The organism is Aeromonas sp. 25-AL00135, assembly GCF_054052385.1.
Window position 1 is genome coordinate 222,908 of record NZ_JBSTYQ010000004.1, and the last position, 15,701, is coordinate 238,608.

Annotated in this window: 11 protein-coding genes; 3 read left to right on the plus strand and 8 right to left on the minus strand. The window is 51.3% G+C overall.

The window, feature by feature from the left end; all coding sequences use genetic code 11:
* The first annotated feature begins 109 nt into the window (after positions 1–109).
* The 3 genes from macA to ACW5XC_RS05200 are packed head-to-tail and all read left to right on the plus strand — an operon-like array spanning position 110 to position 4,622.
* A complete protein-coding gene (macA, locus tag ACW5XC_RS05190) occupies positions 110–1,273 on the plus strand; it encodes a macrolide transporter subunit MacA (RefSeq protein WP_042053022.1) in 1,164 nt (387 codons plus the stop codon).
* Positions 1,270–3,255: a MacB family efflux pump subunit gene (locus ACW5XC_RS05195; protein ID WP_042053021.1), complete on the plus strand. Its 1,986-nt coding sequence runs from the start codon at positions 1,270–1,272 to the stop codon at positions 3,253–3,255. Before macA ends, ACW5XC_RS05195 begins: the two co-directional genes overlap by 4 nt.
* 2 nt (positions 3,256–3,257) lie before the next feature.
* Positions 3,258–4,622, plus strand: coding sequence for an efflux transporter outer membrane subunit (locus tag ACW5XC_RS05200; protein ID WP_042053020.1), 1,365 nt, complete (start codon positions 3,258–3,260; stop codon positions 4,620–4,622).
* Positions 4,623–5,156: 534 nt separating this feature from the next.
* Here ACW5XC_RS05200 and ACW5XC_RS05205 read toward each other — a convergent pair.
* The 8 genes from ACW5XC_RS05205 to ACW5XC_RS05240 all read right to left on the minus strand — a co-directional run bounded on the left by ACW5XC_RS05205 (position 5,157) and on the right by ACW5XC_RS05240 (position 15,615).
* Positions 5,157–5,567: an H-NS family histone-like protein gene (locus tag ACW5XC_RS05205; RefSeq protein WP_005344269.1), complete on the minus strand. Its 411-nt coding sequence runs from the start codon at positions 5,565–5,567 to the stop codon at positions 5,157–5,159.
* Positions 5,568–6,174: 607 nt separating this feature from the next.
* Positions 6,175–7,914, minus strand: coding sequence for a PglL family O-oligosaccharyltransferase (locus ACW5XC_RS05210; RefSeq protein WP_042053019.1), 1,740 nt, complete (start codon positions 7,912–7,914; stop codon positions 6,175–6,177).
* 125 nt (positions 7,915–8,039) lie between these two features.
* Complete coding sequence (locus tag ACW5XC_RS05215) at positions 8,040–10,112, minus strand: YjbH domain-containing protein (RefSeq protein ID WP_080771374.1); 2,073 nt, start codon at positions 10,110–10,112, stop codon at positions 8,040–8,042.
* Complete coding sequence (locus ACW5XC_RS05220) at positions 10,112–10,858, minus strand: capsule biosynthesis GfcC family protein (protein WP_042053017.1); 747 nt, start codon at positions 10,856–10,858, stop codon at positions 10,112–10,114. The genes ACW5XC_RS05215 and ACW5XC_RS05220 overlap by 1 nt, the downstream gene beginning before the upstream one ends.
* Complete coding sequence (locus ACW5XC_RS05225; protein WP_042053015.1) at positions 10,855–11,526, minus strand: YjbF family lipoprotein; 672 nt, start codon at positions 11,524–11,526, stop codon at positions 10,855–10,857. The genes ACW5XC_RS05220 and ACW5XC_RS05225 overlap by 4 nt, the downstream gene beginning before the upstream one ends.
* Positions 11,527–11,616: 90 nt before the next feature.
* On the minus strand, positions 11,617–11,856 hold the full coding sequence (locus ACW5XC_RS05230) for a hypothetical protein (RefSeq protein ID WP_074042675.1): 240 nt from the start codon (positions 11,854–11,856) through the stop codon (positions 11,617–11,619).
* Between the two features lie 95 nt (positions 11,857–11,951).
* The gene (locus tag ACW5XC_RS05235; protein WP_042053013.1) at positions 11,952–12,917 is read right to left on the minus strand and encodes a Wzz/FepE/Etk N-terminal domain-containing protein; all 966 of its coding nucleotides are present in this window, start codon (positions 12,915–12,917) and stop codon (positions 11,952–11,954) included.
* A gap of 73 nt (positions 12,918–12,990) precedes the next feature.
* Complete coding sequence (locus ACW5XC_RS05240) at positions 12,991–15,615, minus strand: SLBB domain-containing protein (RefSeq protein ID WP_042053011.1); 2,625 nt, start codon at positions 15,613–15,615, stop codon at positions 12,991–12,993.
* Positions 15,616–15,701: the final 86 nt, after the last annotated feature.

A 15,701-nucleotide genomic window follows, 5' to 3' on the forward strand; every position in this document is an offset into this window, starting at 1 on the left:
GACAGTTAACGCCATAACTTTGCTTACATATTTGCGGCTGTTATTTATCAGGGCTTTGCTGCAGGATAATCGCCGCGCACAACCTTTTCCGTTTCCATTCAGGTGATCGATGAACATAACCCCCAAGCAGAGAACCCTGGCCATCACAATTCTGATCGCCGTGGTGCTCCTCGGCTGGCTGCTCTGGCCCAGTCAACCACCCAAGGCGATGCTGACCGCTCAGGTGACCCGCGAGGATATTGCCCAAACCGTGCTGGCCAGTGGTGTGCTGCAGGCCGTGGAACAGGTGGATGTGGGGGCCCAGGTCTCCGGTCAAGTCACCAAGCTGGCCGTCGAGGCAGGTGATCAGGTCAAGCAGGGAGACCTGCTGGCCGAGATCGATCCCCTGATTGCCCAGAACAACCTCAAGACGGCCGAGGCGGAACTTGCCAGCAACCGCGCCCAGCTCAAGATCAAGCAGGCACAACTCAAACAGAACGAGCTCGCCTGGCGGCGCCAGCAGCAGATGTTCAAGCAGGAGGCGAGTTCACGGGCCGATCTGGAGAGTGCCGAGGCCCTGCTGGCGGTCACCCGCGCCGAACTGCAAAACAGCCAGGCCAATATCGACAATGCCCTGATCAAGGTTGATCGGGCCAAGACCGAGCTGGGCTACACCAAGATCCTGGCGCCGATGGATGGCACCGTTATCAGCATTGTGACCCGTCAGGGCCAGACCCTGGCTGCCAGCCAGACGGTGCCGACCGTACTCAAGCTGGCCAACCTCGAGACCATGACGGTCAAGGCGCAGATCTCCGAAGCAGATGTCACCAAGGTCAAAGCCGGCATGCCGGTCTACTTCACCCTGATCGGCGATCCGGATACCCGCTATCAGGGTACGCTTCGCGCCGTGGAGTTAGCGCCTACCAACATCAACGATCAGGCCACCACAGGCACCACCACCAACAATGCTGCTGTCTACTACTACGCCCTGTTCGATGTGCCCAATCCCGACCATACCCTGCGGGTGGCAATGACCACCCAGGTGACCATAGTGCTCGGCGAGCGCAAGCAGGTGCTCACTGTGCCGCAAACCGCCCTCGGCAAGTCGCTGGGTGACAACGAGTATGAAGTCACCGTGATCAAGGACGATGAAACAACCGAAACCCGCCATATCAAGACTGGTATGAAGGATGAGATCCGCATTGAGGTGATCAGCGGGCTAAGCGAGAAGGAGGAGGTGCAGCTCAATCACGGAGCCCCCGCCGACAATGATGAGATGGCGGTGATGCTATGAGTGAGCCCCTGAACCAGCTGCCGTTGATCCAGCTGAAAGGGGTCGAGCGACGCTACCAGAGCGGCGACAGCGAAGTCACCGTGCTCCACCCTCTTGATCTCACCATCTCGGCAGGAGAGATGATCGCCATTGTCGGCGCGTCCGGCTCCGGCAAGTCGACCCTGATGAACCTGCTGGGTTGTCTGGATAGCCCGAGCGGCGGCCAGTACCTGTTTCGCGGTCAGGACACCGCCACCATGGATGCGTTGGCGCTGGCCCGACTACGCTGCCACCACTTCGGCTTTATCTTTCAGCGCTACCACCTGCTGCCCCACCTCGATGCCGCCGCCAACGTGGAGATCCCCGCCGTCTATGCCGGCACCAGCCGCCCGGATCGCCAGGCGCGTGCGCGTCAGCTGCTGGGCAGACTGGGGCTGGCCGATCGCAGCCACCATACCCCAGGCCAACTCTCTGGCGGTCAGCAGCAGCGGGTCAGTATCGCCCGGGCGTTGGCTAATGGCGGCGAAGTGATCCTCGCCGATGAACCGACTGGCGCACTGGATAGCCAGAGCGGCAAGGAGGTGATGGCGATCCTCAAGGAGCTGCACGCGCAGGGCCACACCATCATTCTGGTCACCCACGATATGAACGTGGCCAGCCATGCCGGCCGGATCATCACTCTCAAGGATGGTCGGATGGAACAAGATAGCGGCCCCTGCCAAACGGCCGTGTTGGCTCCAGCCACCGCCACAACCACAACCACAGCCCCTCAAAAAATAGTGCCCACTAAAGGTGCCATGGGCCACGATTGGGATCGCTATCGGGAAGCGGGACGGATGGCGATGCATGCCATGCTAGCCCACCGGATGCGCACCTTTCTCACCATGCTCGGCATCATCATCGGCATCGCCGCCGTGGTGAGCGTGGTCGCCCTTGGTCAAGGGGCGCGCGCCAAGGTGATCGACCAGATCAATGCGATGGGCACCAACACCATCGAAATCTTCCCGGGTAAAGGATGGGGCGATGAGAAGATGGCCAGCATCCAGACCCTCAACAAGGGGGATCTCGATGCCCTGTTGGGGCAACCCTATCTTGCGGGCGCCAGCCCCGAGATCGGCAGCTCCGGCCAGTTGCGCTACCGCAACAAGACCAACAGCGGCAATGTGACCGGGGTCGGCAACGACTATTTCAAGGTGAAGGGGATGACGCTGGTGAGTGGTCGCTTACTGGAGTGGCAAGATATCCAGCAGCGTGCCGCCGTCGCCGTGGTGGACAAGAAGAGCATCACCAGCCTGCTTGGCAAGGAGGATCCTGTAGGCAAGGTAGTACTGGTCGGCACCTTGCCGGTGCGGATTGTCGGTGTGGTTTCGCAGGAGACCGGCTTCGGCCCCACCAGCCAGTCGGTCAATATCTGGCTGCCCTACAGCGCGGTGATGAGTCGCCTCATCTCGCAGCACCACTTCAGCCAGATCACCATCCGGGTCAAAGACGGGGTACAACCGGCACTGGCCGAGCAGGCAGTGATCGAACTGATCACCAAGCGCCACGGGGTGAAGGATTTCTTCACCTTCAGTAGTGACAGCATCATCAAATCGGTGGAGAAAACCACCGCCACCATGACCCTGATGGTCTCGGCCATCGCAGTGATCTCGCTGATCGTCGGCGGGGTGGGCGTGATGAACATCATGCTGGTGTCGGTGGTGGAGCGCACCCGCGAGATCGGCATTCGCATGGCCGTGGGCGCCCGCCAGTCGGATATCCTGCAGCAATTCCTGATTGAGGCTGTGATGGTGAGCCTGCTGGGGGGGATATTTGGCGTTGGCCTCTCGCTCGGTATTGGCGCGCTCTTTTCACTGTTGGTGGACTCCATCAAGATGCAGTTTTCGCTCTTCTCCATCCTGATGGCCTTTGGCTGCTCGTCACTCATCGGGATCCTGTTTGGTTACCTGCCGGCACGCAATGCGGCGCGGCTCGACCCTGTTGTCGCACTGGCGAGGGAATAACAATGCACAAACTCTCCTGGCTGGCTCTCTCTATGGCCCTCAGCGGCTGCAGTCAGCACAGCACCTATCAAAGACCCGAGCTGGCGATCGCCCCCACATGGCAACAAGCAGAGGGCGCCCAACTGGCTGCGCAGGCCGGCCCCTGGTGGCGGGAATTTGATGATCCCCAGCTCGACAAATTGGTCGATGCGGTACTGGCCGCTAACCCGGACATGCGTGTGGCGGCCCTCAAGCTCAAAAGCGCCCGACTGGGTGCCGAGCAGGCCAATACCAACCTCACCCCCTCGGTCAATGGCACTATCGCCGCCAGTGGCAACAAGGATCTGAAAACCGGCAAAGACACCAACAGTCTGGGCCCCTCGCTGAGCCTCAGTTACGAAGTGGATTTGTGGGGCAAGCTTGCCTCAGTGCGAGATCAGGCAAGCTGGGAAGCGGCAGCAAGCGAGCAGGATCTCGCCAGCACCCGACTACTGCTGATCGGCAATACCCTGGAGCAGTATTGGCAGCTCGGCTATCTCGGCTCTGCCATCACCCTTGGGGAACAGCAGCTGGCCAACCTGACCCGTACTGAGCAGCTGACCCAGACCAAATACCAGGCAGGCGCCATCACCCGGCTCGATCTGGCGCAGGCACGCCAGCAACTGGCAGGCAAGCAGGCTGAGCTGGCCTCCCTCAAAGCGCAGCAGGAGCAGGCTCGCAATGCCCTGCGTCTGCTGCTGGGCCGCAGCAGCGGGCCGCTGGAGTATGCACCCGCTTCCCTTGCAACCCAGACCATTCCAGAACTTGCGGTGGGTATTCCGGCCGATGTGCTGGCTCGCCGCCCCGATGTCAAAGCGGCCGAATTGCGGCTGCGCAAGACGCTGGCAAAAGGGGACGAGATCCGCACCAGCTTCTACCCCAGCCTGACCCTGACCGGCAGTGCCAGCACCGCATCCGATAGATTGGCGCAGGTGCTGCAAAATCCGGTCGGCACGCTGGGAGCCAGCCTTGCCCTCCCCTTCCTTGAATACAACCGCACCCAGCTCGCCATCGAAAGCTCAGAGCTGGATTACCAGATCGCTGAAACCGAGTTTCGCAAACAGCTCTACACCGCACTGGTGGAAGTGGAAGACAATCTGGCCGCCCGCCACTATGGCCAGCAGCGACTCGATTATCTGCAGGAGCAGCTGAGTTATGCCCGGGAGGCCGAACGACTGGCCAAGGCTCGCTTCCAGGCGGGTGCGACCGGCGTGCAAGCCTGGCTCGATGAGCAGAACCGACTGTGGGAGGCCCAGCAGAGCCTGTTGGCCCAGCAAAAAGAGCAGCTCACCACCACCGCCAAAATCTATCGCGCCCTGGGTGGCAGCGATAGCGTGGCGCCCCGATAACGCCTCCGGCCATTCCCCACTCTGCCGGCAGAGTGGGGAATACCATCGCCATCGACCGCACCGAATTCCCTCGCCCACACGGCAGACAAACGCCATTGCTCATCATCCGGAGCAGTTACGGCAGCCCATCCAATTACATGCATCGGCGACCCAGAATATCCCGGCTATACCTTGCGGCTATCTCTATCCCTCACGCCTCCTGACCGGAGATAACGGTTACCGGATATTCCATCAGCTGAGAGCTCGGCTCTTGCCGAGCGGCGCCCCGTGAATCGTGAGATGCATTTCCGAAGCGCATATCTGAACGACGCATACAAATATGCGATATCACGCAGTTAATCCTGCACGACAAAATTAATCACAAACAACGAGTGATATTGAGAAAAGTAACAGTGAAGTGAAACGACGGTAAAAAGGATACAAGCGAGGATGTAGATAACAGTGGGGCGAAGGGGCAGATTGGATAACCACGAGTAAAACGGCAAAAACAATGCCGCTCAAAGGCGGCATTATTCAATCTCTGAACCTGACGAATTAGATCAGGAAATCGTTCAGGTCTTTACCCAGTGCTACTTGAGCAGCAATGGCTTTCGGCATACGACCTTGACCGGTCCAGGTTTTTTCCTGACCATCTTCTTCGTACTTGTATTTAGCCGGACGCGGAGCACGCTTGCTCTTGGCAGCGCCAGTCGCAGCAGCCGGAGCAGCGGCAGTCGCCAGCAGCTCGCGAGGATCAATACCAGCCTGCTGCAGCATTTCGGTGAATTCATTCAGCTTGCGCTGACGTTCTTCCTGTTCAGCACGCTCCTGTTCAACAGAATCGGCGCGCTCTTGGTAAACTAGGTCAAACTTCTCTTTAGCTTCCAGCAGTTGCTCAAACGGCAGTTCACGAATAGCCGCACGCAAACTGCGAATGTTCAGCAGAACTTTCAGAAACTCGTTCATTATTTCCTCACAAAAAAGTCGGTTACAGGGACACTGTTTCAGAATAGCATGGACAATTCGCAAGAACATACTGTTTTTCTATATTAACGTTCTTTTTTTCTTAAATTTCACCATCAAGATCGAATGCTTGCCACTATCAATAACAAACTGGCTGGAATGCAGATTTTCTGGGTAGAGAGGTGATTACCATCTTGTGTTCAAGAAACATCGGTATTTCAAGACTCATTAATTTCCAGTTCAGCATCCAACAAAACTAACTCGGTAACCTGCTTTATAAGCCTGAGCGAACATTTCTACCATACCTTCAACATCATGTGACAAGACTATGCCTATCTGTTTAGCAATGAACACGTCTAGATCCAGTCCCTTCACCCGATGATGAGGGGATACTCCCAATTGACTATCAACCCATTCGACACCACCAATAAAATCACATATTAATCAATTAGTTGAGAGCAAAGCATGACATTTCAAATATGCTTTTCGTTGCCCGTTTGACAGAGGTATGCGTCCGAAAACAGACTGTTCGGATACTGGCCGTCCAGAAGGTAAACAATAAAAAAGCCAGCCGTTTTTAAGGGCTGGCTTTCTATGTAGCCAAATAGCACTATTTATTTTTGGTTATATTCTTGCCTGATTGGTCAACACCGGTAATCACTGCCTGTGAAGAGGATCCAGTTAAAAGGGGCTCGGTTGGATAGAGCTTGAGCGCTTCCGCTCGCATCGTATTGGCTTCCTCTGTACGACCCAATGCATTAAGCGCGATCACCATATTGGCGTATATGTTGGCACGGGGTGTATGGCGTACGAATGCCTGCCCCCACTCCAGATAAGCTTCCAGCTCGGTCTTGTTATTTGTCTGCAAACCCACCATTAGACGAACCGAGTTCACATCAAACTCGACTCGGGTCAACCAGGCCATGGGATTGACGATATCAAGTAGCAAAGTCGGCTCTTTATACCCACCCCGTTCATATTTGGTGACTATCCATGCGGTGTGAATGGCCGTAAGCATAAAGGGAACAACCAGCAGCGGGATAGCGATCGCCATAAATCGCAGTAACAGCCATGGGCGGCACTCCATATCCCACCATGATGAGAAACCCTGACTCGCCATATTGGTCTCTTCAATTTCGGTATCGATGATATGAATCAGCGTCAGCAACAGCCACCATAACACGATCGCATGGTAGAGAGGGTATTCCGTCTGGGTATGAAGCAATATCGGGGTAACCAAGGCAAGCAGCCCCATAGCATGTACCCAGCGCACACTCGCCAGACGCCATAATAATGCACCTCCCATGATCACCATACCGACCATGGGGGCAATACCGCCCTCAACAGCCCAATAAAGAAACTCGTTGTGGGGGTGGTCAAGATTGTACTCAATCTGCACCATAGACGGATTTAGTGCTTTATCAGCCATGTAGTGATGGAGAAAAACAGATTCAAAACTGCCGTATCCCCAACCACTCCAGGGTGCCTGTGCAATCAGTTTTACCGCATAAGGCCAATAAATAGAGCGCATACCACCGGACTGATAGATCTCTAATCCGCGCTTTGCTCCAGCCAGCCAATATTGTGATAACAGACCAATCGCTACAGCCAAAATAACCAGACCCAATATCCGCCATAGCAGTCGCTGTCGATAAAGCTGAGGCATCAGTAAAAACAGTGCTAGCAGACCGCCTAACTGCCCCACTCGGGATTGCAAAACAACGAGCAGCAGTACTGCTGATAGAATGACGCCATAACGCAACGCCATCAGCAATCGACCCCCCTCTCGGCGTAATTCCAGCCAGATAGCAAGGGCAAGGCCAGTTGCCATAAATGTCGCCATCACATTTGGCTGTTGAAAGATCCCGTAAGGGCGATTGGCTTTGGTGTCATAGCCAATCCAGTTTCCTGACGTTAAGAGGTAGAATTGCACCAGACCCAGCAATGCCTCCATCACGCTCGCAATCAGGATGAGATAGAGCAAGCGATCACGCTGCGCCTTATCAAAGCGCCATTGATAGAGTCCAAACAAAAACAGCAGACCAGCAAAAAGCCCTAGCAATCGGGGAATGGCATAATCCTTGAGTGCAAAACCTGGATAGAACATCGGCAACAGTAGCAAGAGTGCCCCTATCAATAAGCCCGCTTGTAATGGAGAAAAGAGCAGACGCTGGCGTAACGTCACCAGCCAAAGCCCCAATCCAATAACCAGCGAGGCAAATACCCATCCCCATGCGTTAAATGGCAGATACAGTCCTGCACCTCCGGGGTTGTGCATAAAAAAATGCATGCCCAACAACCAATAAGCGATAAAAAGTACGCCAAACACACCATTTATGTTTTTAATCATCATGCATTCCTAGCATAATTTCTGCAGATTGCCATATATCTTGGGTAGGTAATAAAAGGGCGAGCAGTTTGCAACTGCTCGCCCTGTTTGATGAAAAAAGATCGGCTCTATACAACTTTCGATTACTACAGCTCTGTCAAGCCGTAAAGACCATTCTTGCGGCTCAACATCTGGCCTCCATCCCGTGTCAAAGGAACCCATCCAATGCTTCCTTTCGCGGTTGTTGGCTTGAGCAACATCAAATCAAACGGTATCGTGACATAAATTCCTTTGGTAAAGCTACCTTCACCATACTCGTCTGCAGAAACATTGGTAAATGTTGCATACCCCCCCAAGACAACACCCGAATCAAACCGTTTTGAGAAGTCGAATGTCGCGCCTTTGTCACCAGCCAAATACTGACCTATGGAGACTTTAGCGGTGACATTACTCATGAATGGTAACTGCCAATATGCAGTAACATGTCCGGTCATCACATCGTAATCAGCCATTTTCAAGGTGTTGTTCCAGTCTCGCAGTTTCACCCAGTTTGCATCAACACCAATAGCCCAAGTCTTACCATATGGACGATAAAGCACCTCACTCCCGACCCCGGCATACATCATCTCCAAATATCCACCATAAGCTTGTCCGTACCAATCTTGAGCAAGTGGTTGCATATGGGTTAACTGCAAGTTGTTAAGTAATACATCGGAGGAGTCTACATACTCACGAATCCACGTTCGAACCCGTGGTAAGGCTGCGCCATCTGGAGGAGGAGCTTTATAATTGAACTCATCGTAGTTATTAACCAGATTAACAAACAGCGTGCTTTGCAAACTGTTGTTTTCATTTATATGCCAATCAGCATTTGCATTAATGCCTAACTGATACATATAGAAAGACTCAGCACCACCAAATGATTGCGTTAGGTCTGGGTCAAAAGAGTATGAAAATGACTTGCGCTCAGATGAGTAGATAGATTCTCCCTGAATTTTTCCTGCAGCCTGAACCGTCGATTTTTCATGTTGTTCTTCTCCCAACACTTGTACCACATTGGCACGACGAACAGATGGGAGATCGATGCGGGTTTCTTGCAACTGGAAGTTCGCCTTACGTTCAACAACATTCAGCTCATCGACCGTACCCGGCAAATAATTTGCGGCTAACAAAGAGGTTCTCTTCATCGCTTCATTCTGATCGCGATACTTGCTCTGCGTGCCGATGACAGTCACAGAATTGGTGGTTGTGTAAAATTCTGTATCCTGCCAACCAGCATTCTCTTTCAAATCGTCAGTTAGCGCCTTCCACTTCACATCAGTCATAGTGGCTGGAACTTGGTCAGGCTGATAGATGGGTCTTGGCTGGTCAATATGAGCTGGTTTCAGGTCATTAAAGTTAGTCCGAAAAGTCAGCCCCCACATCAAGGTGTTTCCTCTCTGCCAGCTTAGATGGCTATCCAGATTATCGAACACGCGGTACACCGCACCTACATTCCAAGGTGAATCTTGATGAATATGGCCAGCGAACTCCTTGCTATAATCATTGCCATCATATTCCAGCTTCAACCTGAGTCGCTGCCATGGTGTTTGATACTCAATACCACCAAAGAGTGCAGCCGGCCCATGAAACAGGCTATCAAACTCAAACTTACCACCATTACCAGAGAAGCTATTATTTCTTTGACACCAGCTATCTTTATACTCACAAAATGGGTTTTTAACATTACCACTTTCGGCCATGTTTCCCCAGCCGATACCGATAGTAAAATCAAATGGTCCATACCGCTTGCTGGCCGTCACAAATTCACTATCAAAGAGACCGGTCCCCATTAGATCTCTAAAGCCAACTGAAATCTGTGGTAGATAGTTAGATTCTTGCCAAAGACGAAACTTGAAATCCATCCCTTTGTCTTTGTAGGTTTGATCACCACTAAAATCTTCATAGTTACTATATTTTTTTGTTCTTACATCAGTATATCTCAGTGTTGCTTCAAACCAGTCAAATGGCTGCGCAGAGATAGACCATCGACGATATTGATCATTATCAACATAGTTGGCACTGAACTCACCTGTTTTAGCCATTCGTGCGGTAGGCATTTGAAGCAGACCCGCACCACCGAAATCACCTTGTGAAGGACCATAAGGATCAATAACAGACTCTGCAGCACAAACAGCTCCTGAAACAAAGATCGCAATATATTTCAATTTAGGCAGCATTATTCTGGTACTCGATTAGCAAGCAGACTGGCAATACGAATATTGATATCTTTATATTGCTCTGGAAGGATTTGGGGATCAAAACCGACAAAGAGCGTAGCACCCGCCATAGGTTCACGATGCAGTTTGTTCCAATTCGCAACAGGAACCTGGCTGATAGAACCGTCAGGCTGGATCAGAAATGCTTCATACTGCGCAGCGCCAGCCAACAAGCGGTAATCCTGCCAATAGCTTGCCAAACTGGCACCAGGCTGAAGTGGCTGTTTACTGCGACCGTTAATCAGTCCCACGAAGTAGATAAAATCGGGCCTTGAAGCAAGGAAAAGGGTGTACTGCCCTTTTAATAGTGGATTACCATGCGGGTCAATTCTGGACTTGGCAGGATCTAATGCGATTGACAAACGGCCACTGACAAGAACTTTGTCCAGCTCTTGTAGTAACTGTTGCGTTGACTGGATCAATGAACCTTTGTCACCTGCTCGCATCCAAAGTACTTGAAGTGCTTTAATATCCTTGAGCAATTGCTCTTTAGTCATCTGAAATTCCGCTATGGTCTTTTCATTCGCAATTTGTGCAGTACGCCAATAGATATCATCTGGTAATTGAACATTAAATAACAGGTCTGCAAGTCTGGCACCATCATGCAACTCAATCTTCGCTGTTGCATGACGCTCAAAAATCACGTTTACATCAGCTTGAGCCAAAGCAAAAAATGGTATGAGACCGATCGTCAGGTATCTTTTCATAATGCGTACGGCTTTAATATTGTCATTTCAATCACCGGTAATTCCGGCCCCAATTGCTGCTGGCTTTTTAATACTCTGCCCGTACTAGGCTCAAACCAATAGTAGTTATGCCAAGAGTTCTGGTCATGTCCGACACTGACCAACTCATCAATCAACATAACATCATGTGTTTTATCAAGGATTAACAACTTTTCTGGAACAGCAGATATAAACTTAGCCCGCATGTCATATCCACTCAGATAATCCTTTTCCCATTCGGCAGTATACTGCCAAGACATAGCATCCAGGTTCAAAGATATATCGGGTACATTTACCATTTTTTTCAATGGATCAGGCCAGGATGATGCCACTAAATAGAGATCATTTTCCAAACCCACCGTCTTGTGTAGCCGACCTGATTTGGTAACAAAAAGCTTATTATCAGAGCTCACCCAGCTCAATGAACCATCAGGATCTGCAAACGCAAGCACAACCAATGCCTGTGGATTATCACCCACTCGCAGATAGGCGCTCGCATAAGGTAATTCACGTATTTTTTCAGACGTAACCTCCACATCATCCATTCCCAAAAGGGCATAGCGGAGAGTTGCATAGGTATCTGAACTGGTGGCGGAACAGCCACTCAAGAGTAATAACCCCAAAGACATAAACAAACGAAGAGAAAACATAGATGGGTTACTCAGTGGAATGGGAAAATAATTGCAAAGTGACAAAAATAAGGCTGCCAATGTGGCAGCCTTATTACAATATCAAACAACTTATTTAGTAGCAGTTGTTGTGTTAGTGCTGGTACTGGTGGAGTCGTCATTGGCATTAGCAACAACAACAGCAGCCAGAGCCGCTGCACCAACGCCCACAGCAACCAGAGTGGTAGTACCTACAGCGGCAGTACCTGCTACGCCAGTGGAACCAGCAGCAGCACCTGCAGCTTCTTCAACTGCAAATGCGTTTGAAGAAACGGCCAACAAAGCAGCCAAAGTCAACGCTGATTTTTTCATTACTAATTTCCTTATTTAAAGATAACTTAACGTACTAACAGGATATCTTGAAACAGAGCACTTGGCCAGTATGAGTCGCTCAGATAGCCCTCTTATCAATGACGAGGTGTACGACCGATTGCATGACGTATCAGTACAATCATTACGCCTAACATACCACCAATCAGAGTCCCCAATACGGCGATCAACGCCCGTTTAGGTTTCGCTTTTTCCTCAACAACCACTGCAGGATCAAGGGTTTTAAATACATACTCTTGATTCACTTCTGTCAACATCAGTGTTTTTGTCTGATCCTCAATCAGCTGATAGAACACCTTCTGCATATCTGCGACCGGGGTTTTCTCAAGCTGAGCTTTGAGATAGGTAATGTTACGTGTCGCATCAGTTTGATCACGCTGCTTCATGGCCTCATTGAGATCGGCCACAAACCAGTCAACCCACTGCTTGGCAGACTCAGGAGAGTAGTACTCCACCGCCACCGTAACCAACCCTGATTTGGCATCCTTATTAATACTGGCAAGTTCACGAAATGCCTTAACTAGCTCCCAATCTGTTGGTTCCACGGACTTGCCTGGAGGTACTTCACGTACCCACTTCTTGCTGGCAACATCGTAGACATCTTCATCAATCACCAATTCACCGGTCGCCTTGTCTGTTTTGGTAACAGCCATCAACGGCACTTCCAGCTGATGTTGGCGGATAAAGTGACTTAAGAATTGGCGGGATTTCCCAATTTCGACCGCAATAGCCGTCTTGTCCTGACCACCGCCACCACTGAGATTTACACCAGCCAAGCTAGCAAGACCGCCAAATTGGGCAGCCATAGCAGCAAGCCCACCTCCTTGCTGCTCCGTAGATGGGGCAAGCAAAGCCTCTGAACGATAAATATTTGGCAGTGAGAGTGCAAAAATGACAGCAATAACCGCACCAACCAAGGTACTGGCGACTACCCACCACTTACCACGCCAAAGCGCCGCGAATAATTCACGCAAATCGATTTCATCTTCCTTCCCTCCGTTCATTGCCAAGGTTAAAGGAGGATATTCTTTTACTTGTGCCATAACAAACCAGATCTCAGAAGAGTCAGGTGACCTTCACCACCTGACTGAATAGGTGACCAAATAAACGATACAATTACTTGATTGCACTCCACGCGACACCCAGTTGATAGAGGACCTGTGTTGCAGAGGTCATGATACTCAGGTTATCCAGATAATCAGAATCAACTGGTACCACGATGGTATCCCCTGGCTCCAGGCCTTTGCGACTACCAAACCAGCTATCACCAGGCAGCATTACACTACCATTTGCTTTGATCACGTAGATACGGTCGGTATCAGCCTGTTTCTTGGTTCCCCCAGCACGGCTCAAGTAATCATTAACACTCAGGTTACCGTCATAAACATGTGAGGAGGGGAATTGCACCATCCCCTGAATAGAGACCACATTTTGCAACGCAGGCACATAAAGCTTGTCGCCATCTTGCAGCATCACGTCAGCCTGCTTGTCTCCAGACAAAACCGCCGGCATATCGATGGTCATGCGACCGACAGCCTTGCTGTTTTCCAGCTGATTTACCACCGTCATCGCCTCTGCAGGCGAGCTGTTGTAGTTAGCGATACTGGATTGACGACGCAGTGTCATCGTCGCGATCTCTTGCTTTAGCTCATCACGCAGCAACGCGATTCGTTCTGCTTCCTGTTTACGCAGGGCTTCACGGGCAAATACAGCACCATTCGGATTGGCATAGGGGGTTATACCACCAACACGCAGGATCAAATCATGCAAACTTTCTCCACGACGAACCGTATAAGTTCCCGGATACTTCACCTCGCCAAACACCTGTACAGTTGCTTCTTCACGCCACTGAGGATGAGGCAATACGTTCAAACTGTCTTTTGATTGCACCAACGGCGAACCGATTACCCGATTTGCAGTTGCCAAATCCAGACGCTGATTTTCAATTGCAATATCATTCCCTCGCTCACTCACGCGAGATAACTCAATCACATTCGCCTGTTCGTTAAACCCGCCAGCAGCCATGATCAAATCATGGGTTCGACTATAAGGCGTCAAGGGATAAACACCCGGATATTTAACCTCACCACGCACTTCAGCAATCTGTACAGGTTTACCTTGTGCTGCTTGTGCTTTCAAACGCTCAATAACCGGAGCAAGCAAAGCTTGACGAGAGGCACCAACTAACGCCTCAGTCTTGGTCGTATTAGACACACTAGCCAAAGTCATCTTATCTTCTTTAGCCAATTGAGCACGACTAACATCAGCACCTGTACTGTCGTCTACCGCATTGGCTTGCTGCTCAAGGCGTTGGTTAGCCTGATTGTCGATACTTGTCGAAGAGCTCTGAGAGCTCACCACCTGCTTCAGCCGATCGGTTGCATCATTGCTGAAAATAAGCACCTGATCCCTCGGCTGCAAACGAATGTCATCTTCCCCGCCCGGCATTTGCAACACTCGGCCCAGATTGAATTGCAGCACCTCGATATTACGTTGCGCATCCACCTCACGCACAACCAGGGCATAATTCAGGTCAGTGACCGATGTCAGATCGCGGTCGGCACTTTGCAACACGCGACTGATCCGCATTCCCGGCTGAAAGCTGAAGACACCTTCACGAACTACGGCACCTTTTACCACAATCGCCTGGCTATATTCGGTGCTGCTCGGCTTGACCGTGACTTTGTCGCCATCACGCACAACAAACAGGCGATCATGCTGATTTGACAAGTTCAGGTTAAATACCCGCATCCCGGTTTCACCATAACGGGTCACCGAGACCTCTTTAAGTGCAGCAGCCTTCATACCGCCCGCCAACCCAAGCACATTAACCAGGGCTGCGGGACCACTCAATTCATAAATAGCGGGGCGTTTAACCAAACCATCGATACTCACTTCACTGCCTTTAGCAGGGATAAACACCGTATCACCGGAGCGCAGACGGATATCCTGGCTGGTATCGCCCCAGACCAACATTTTGTAGAGGTCGACATCGATCACTTTTTGCCCTGCACGCTTGACCTGGATCTTGCGCAGCGACCCCACAGTATCTATACCACCCGCAGCCTGCAGAGCCTGGGTCACCGTAGCCATCCCATTGACGTTGTAAGCACCGGGGCGATAGGCATCACCCATCACAAAAACCTGCATAGTGCGTAGAGCGCCAAAACTGATAAATGCCTCTACTCCAATTTTTTGCTCTTTGATCCGGTTTTCCAGTTCACTGCGTAGTTGCTGGAAAGTCTGGCCACTGGCAGCAATAGGACCAAGGGAAGGGAAATCGATAAATCCCTCACGACCAATCGCCAGGGTATAACTCGCATTCTCCTTTCCATAGAGCTGAACCCGGATCTCGTCACCCGGCCCCATCACATAATCGTCTGCAACCGGCATATCCACCACGGGCACATCTGTCAGAGGTTCCCCGGCAAAAACGCTATAACCAAAAGGCTGTAATGCCCCCTCTTGCACTACACCTGCGACCAAAGGCCGCTGAGACTCTTGGCTGTAATCCACTTCACGTGGAGCAGCTACAGGAACAGTTTTGACCGGAGTGACAATGCTTTGGCTGGCACTCCCTCCCAATTGGGACGAGTCGATACCATACTGAGCAGCCAGCGCCTGCTGCTGGGCAGGAGATAATTGTTTAAATTTTGCCATCATCTCAGGCGTGATTTGTGGTGCAGCCATAACTGGCAAGCCCATCAAAGCCAGTGAGAGAAGCAATCCCTTTTGTTTCATTTTAGTTATTCCACCCAATACCCATAAAAATAAACACCATGATAACCATGAGCAAAAACAGCGGCATGGTAGCATTAAGCACTAAC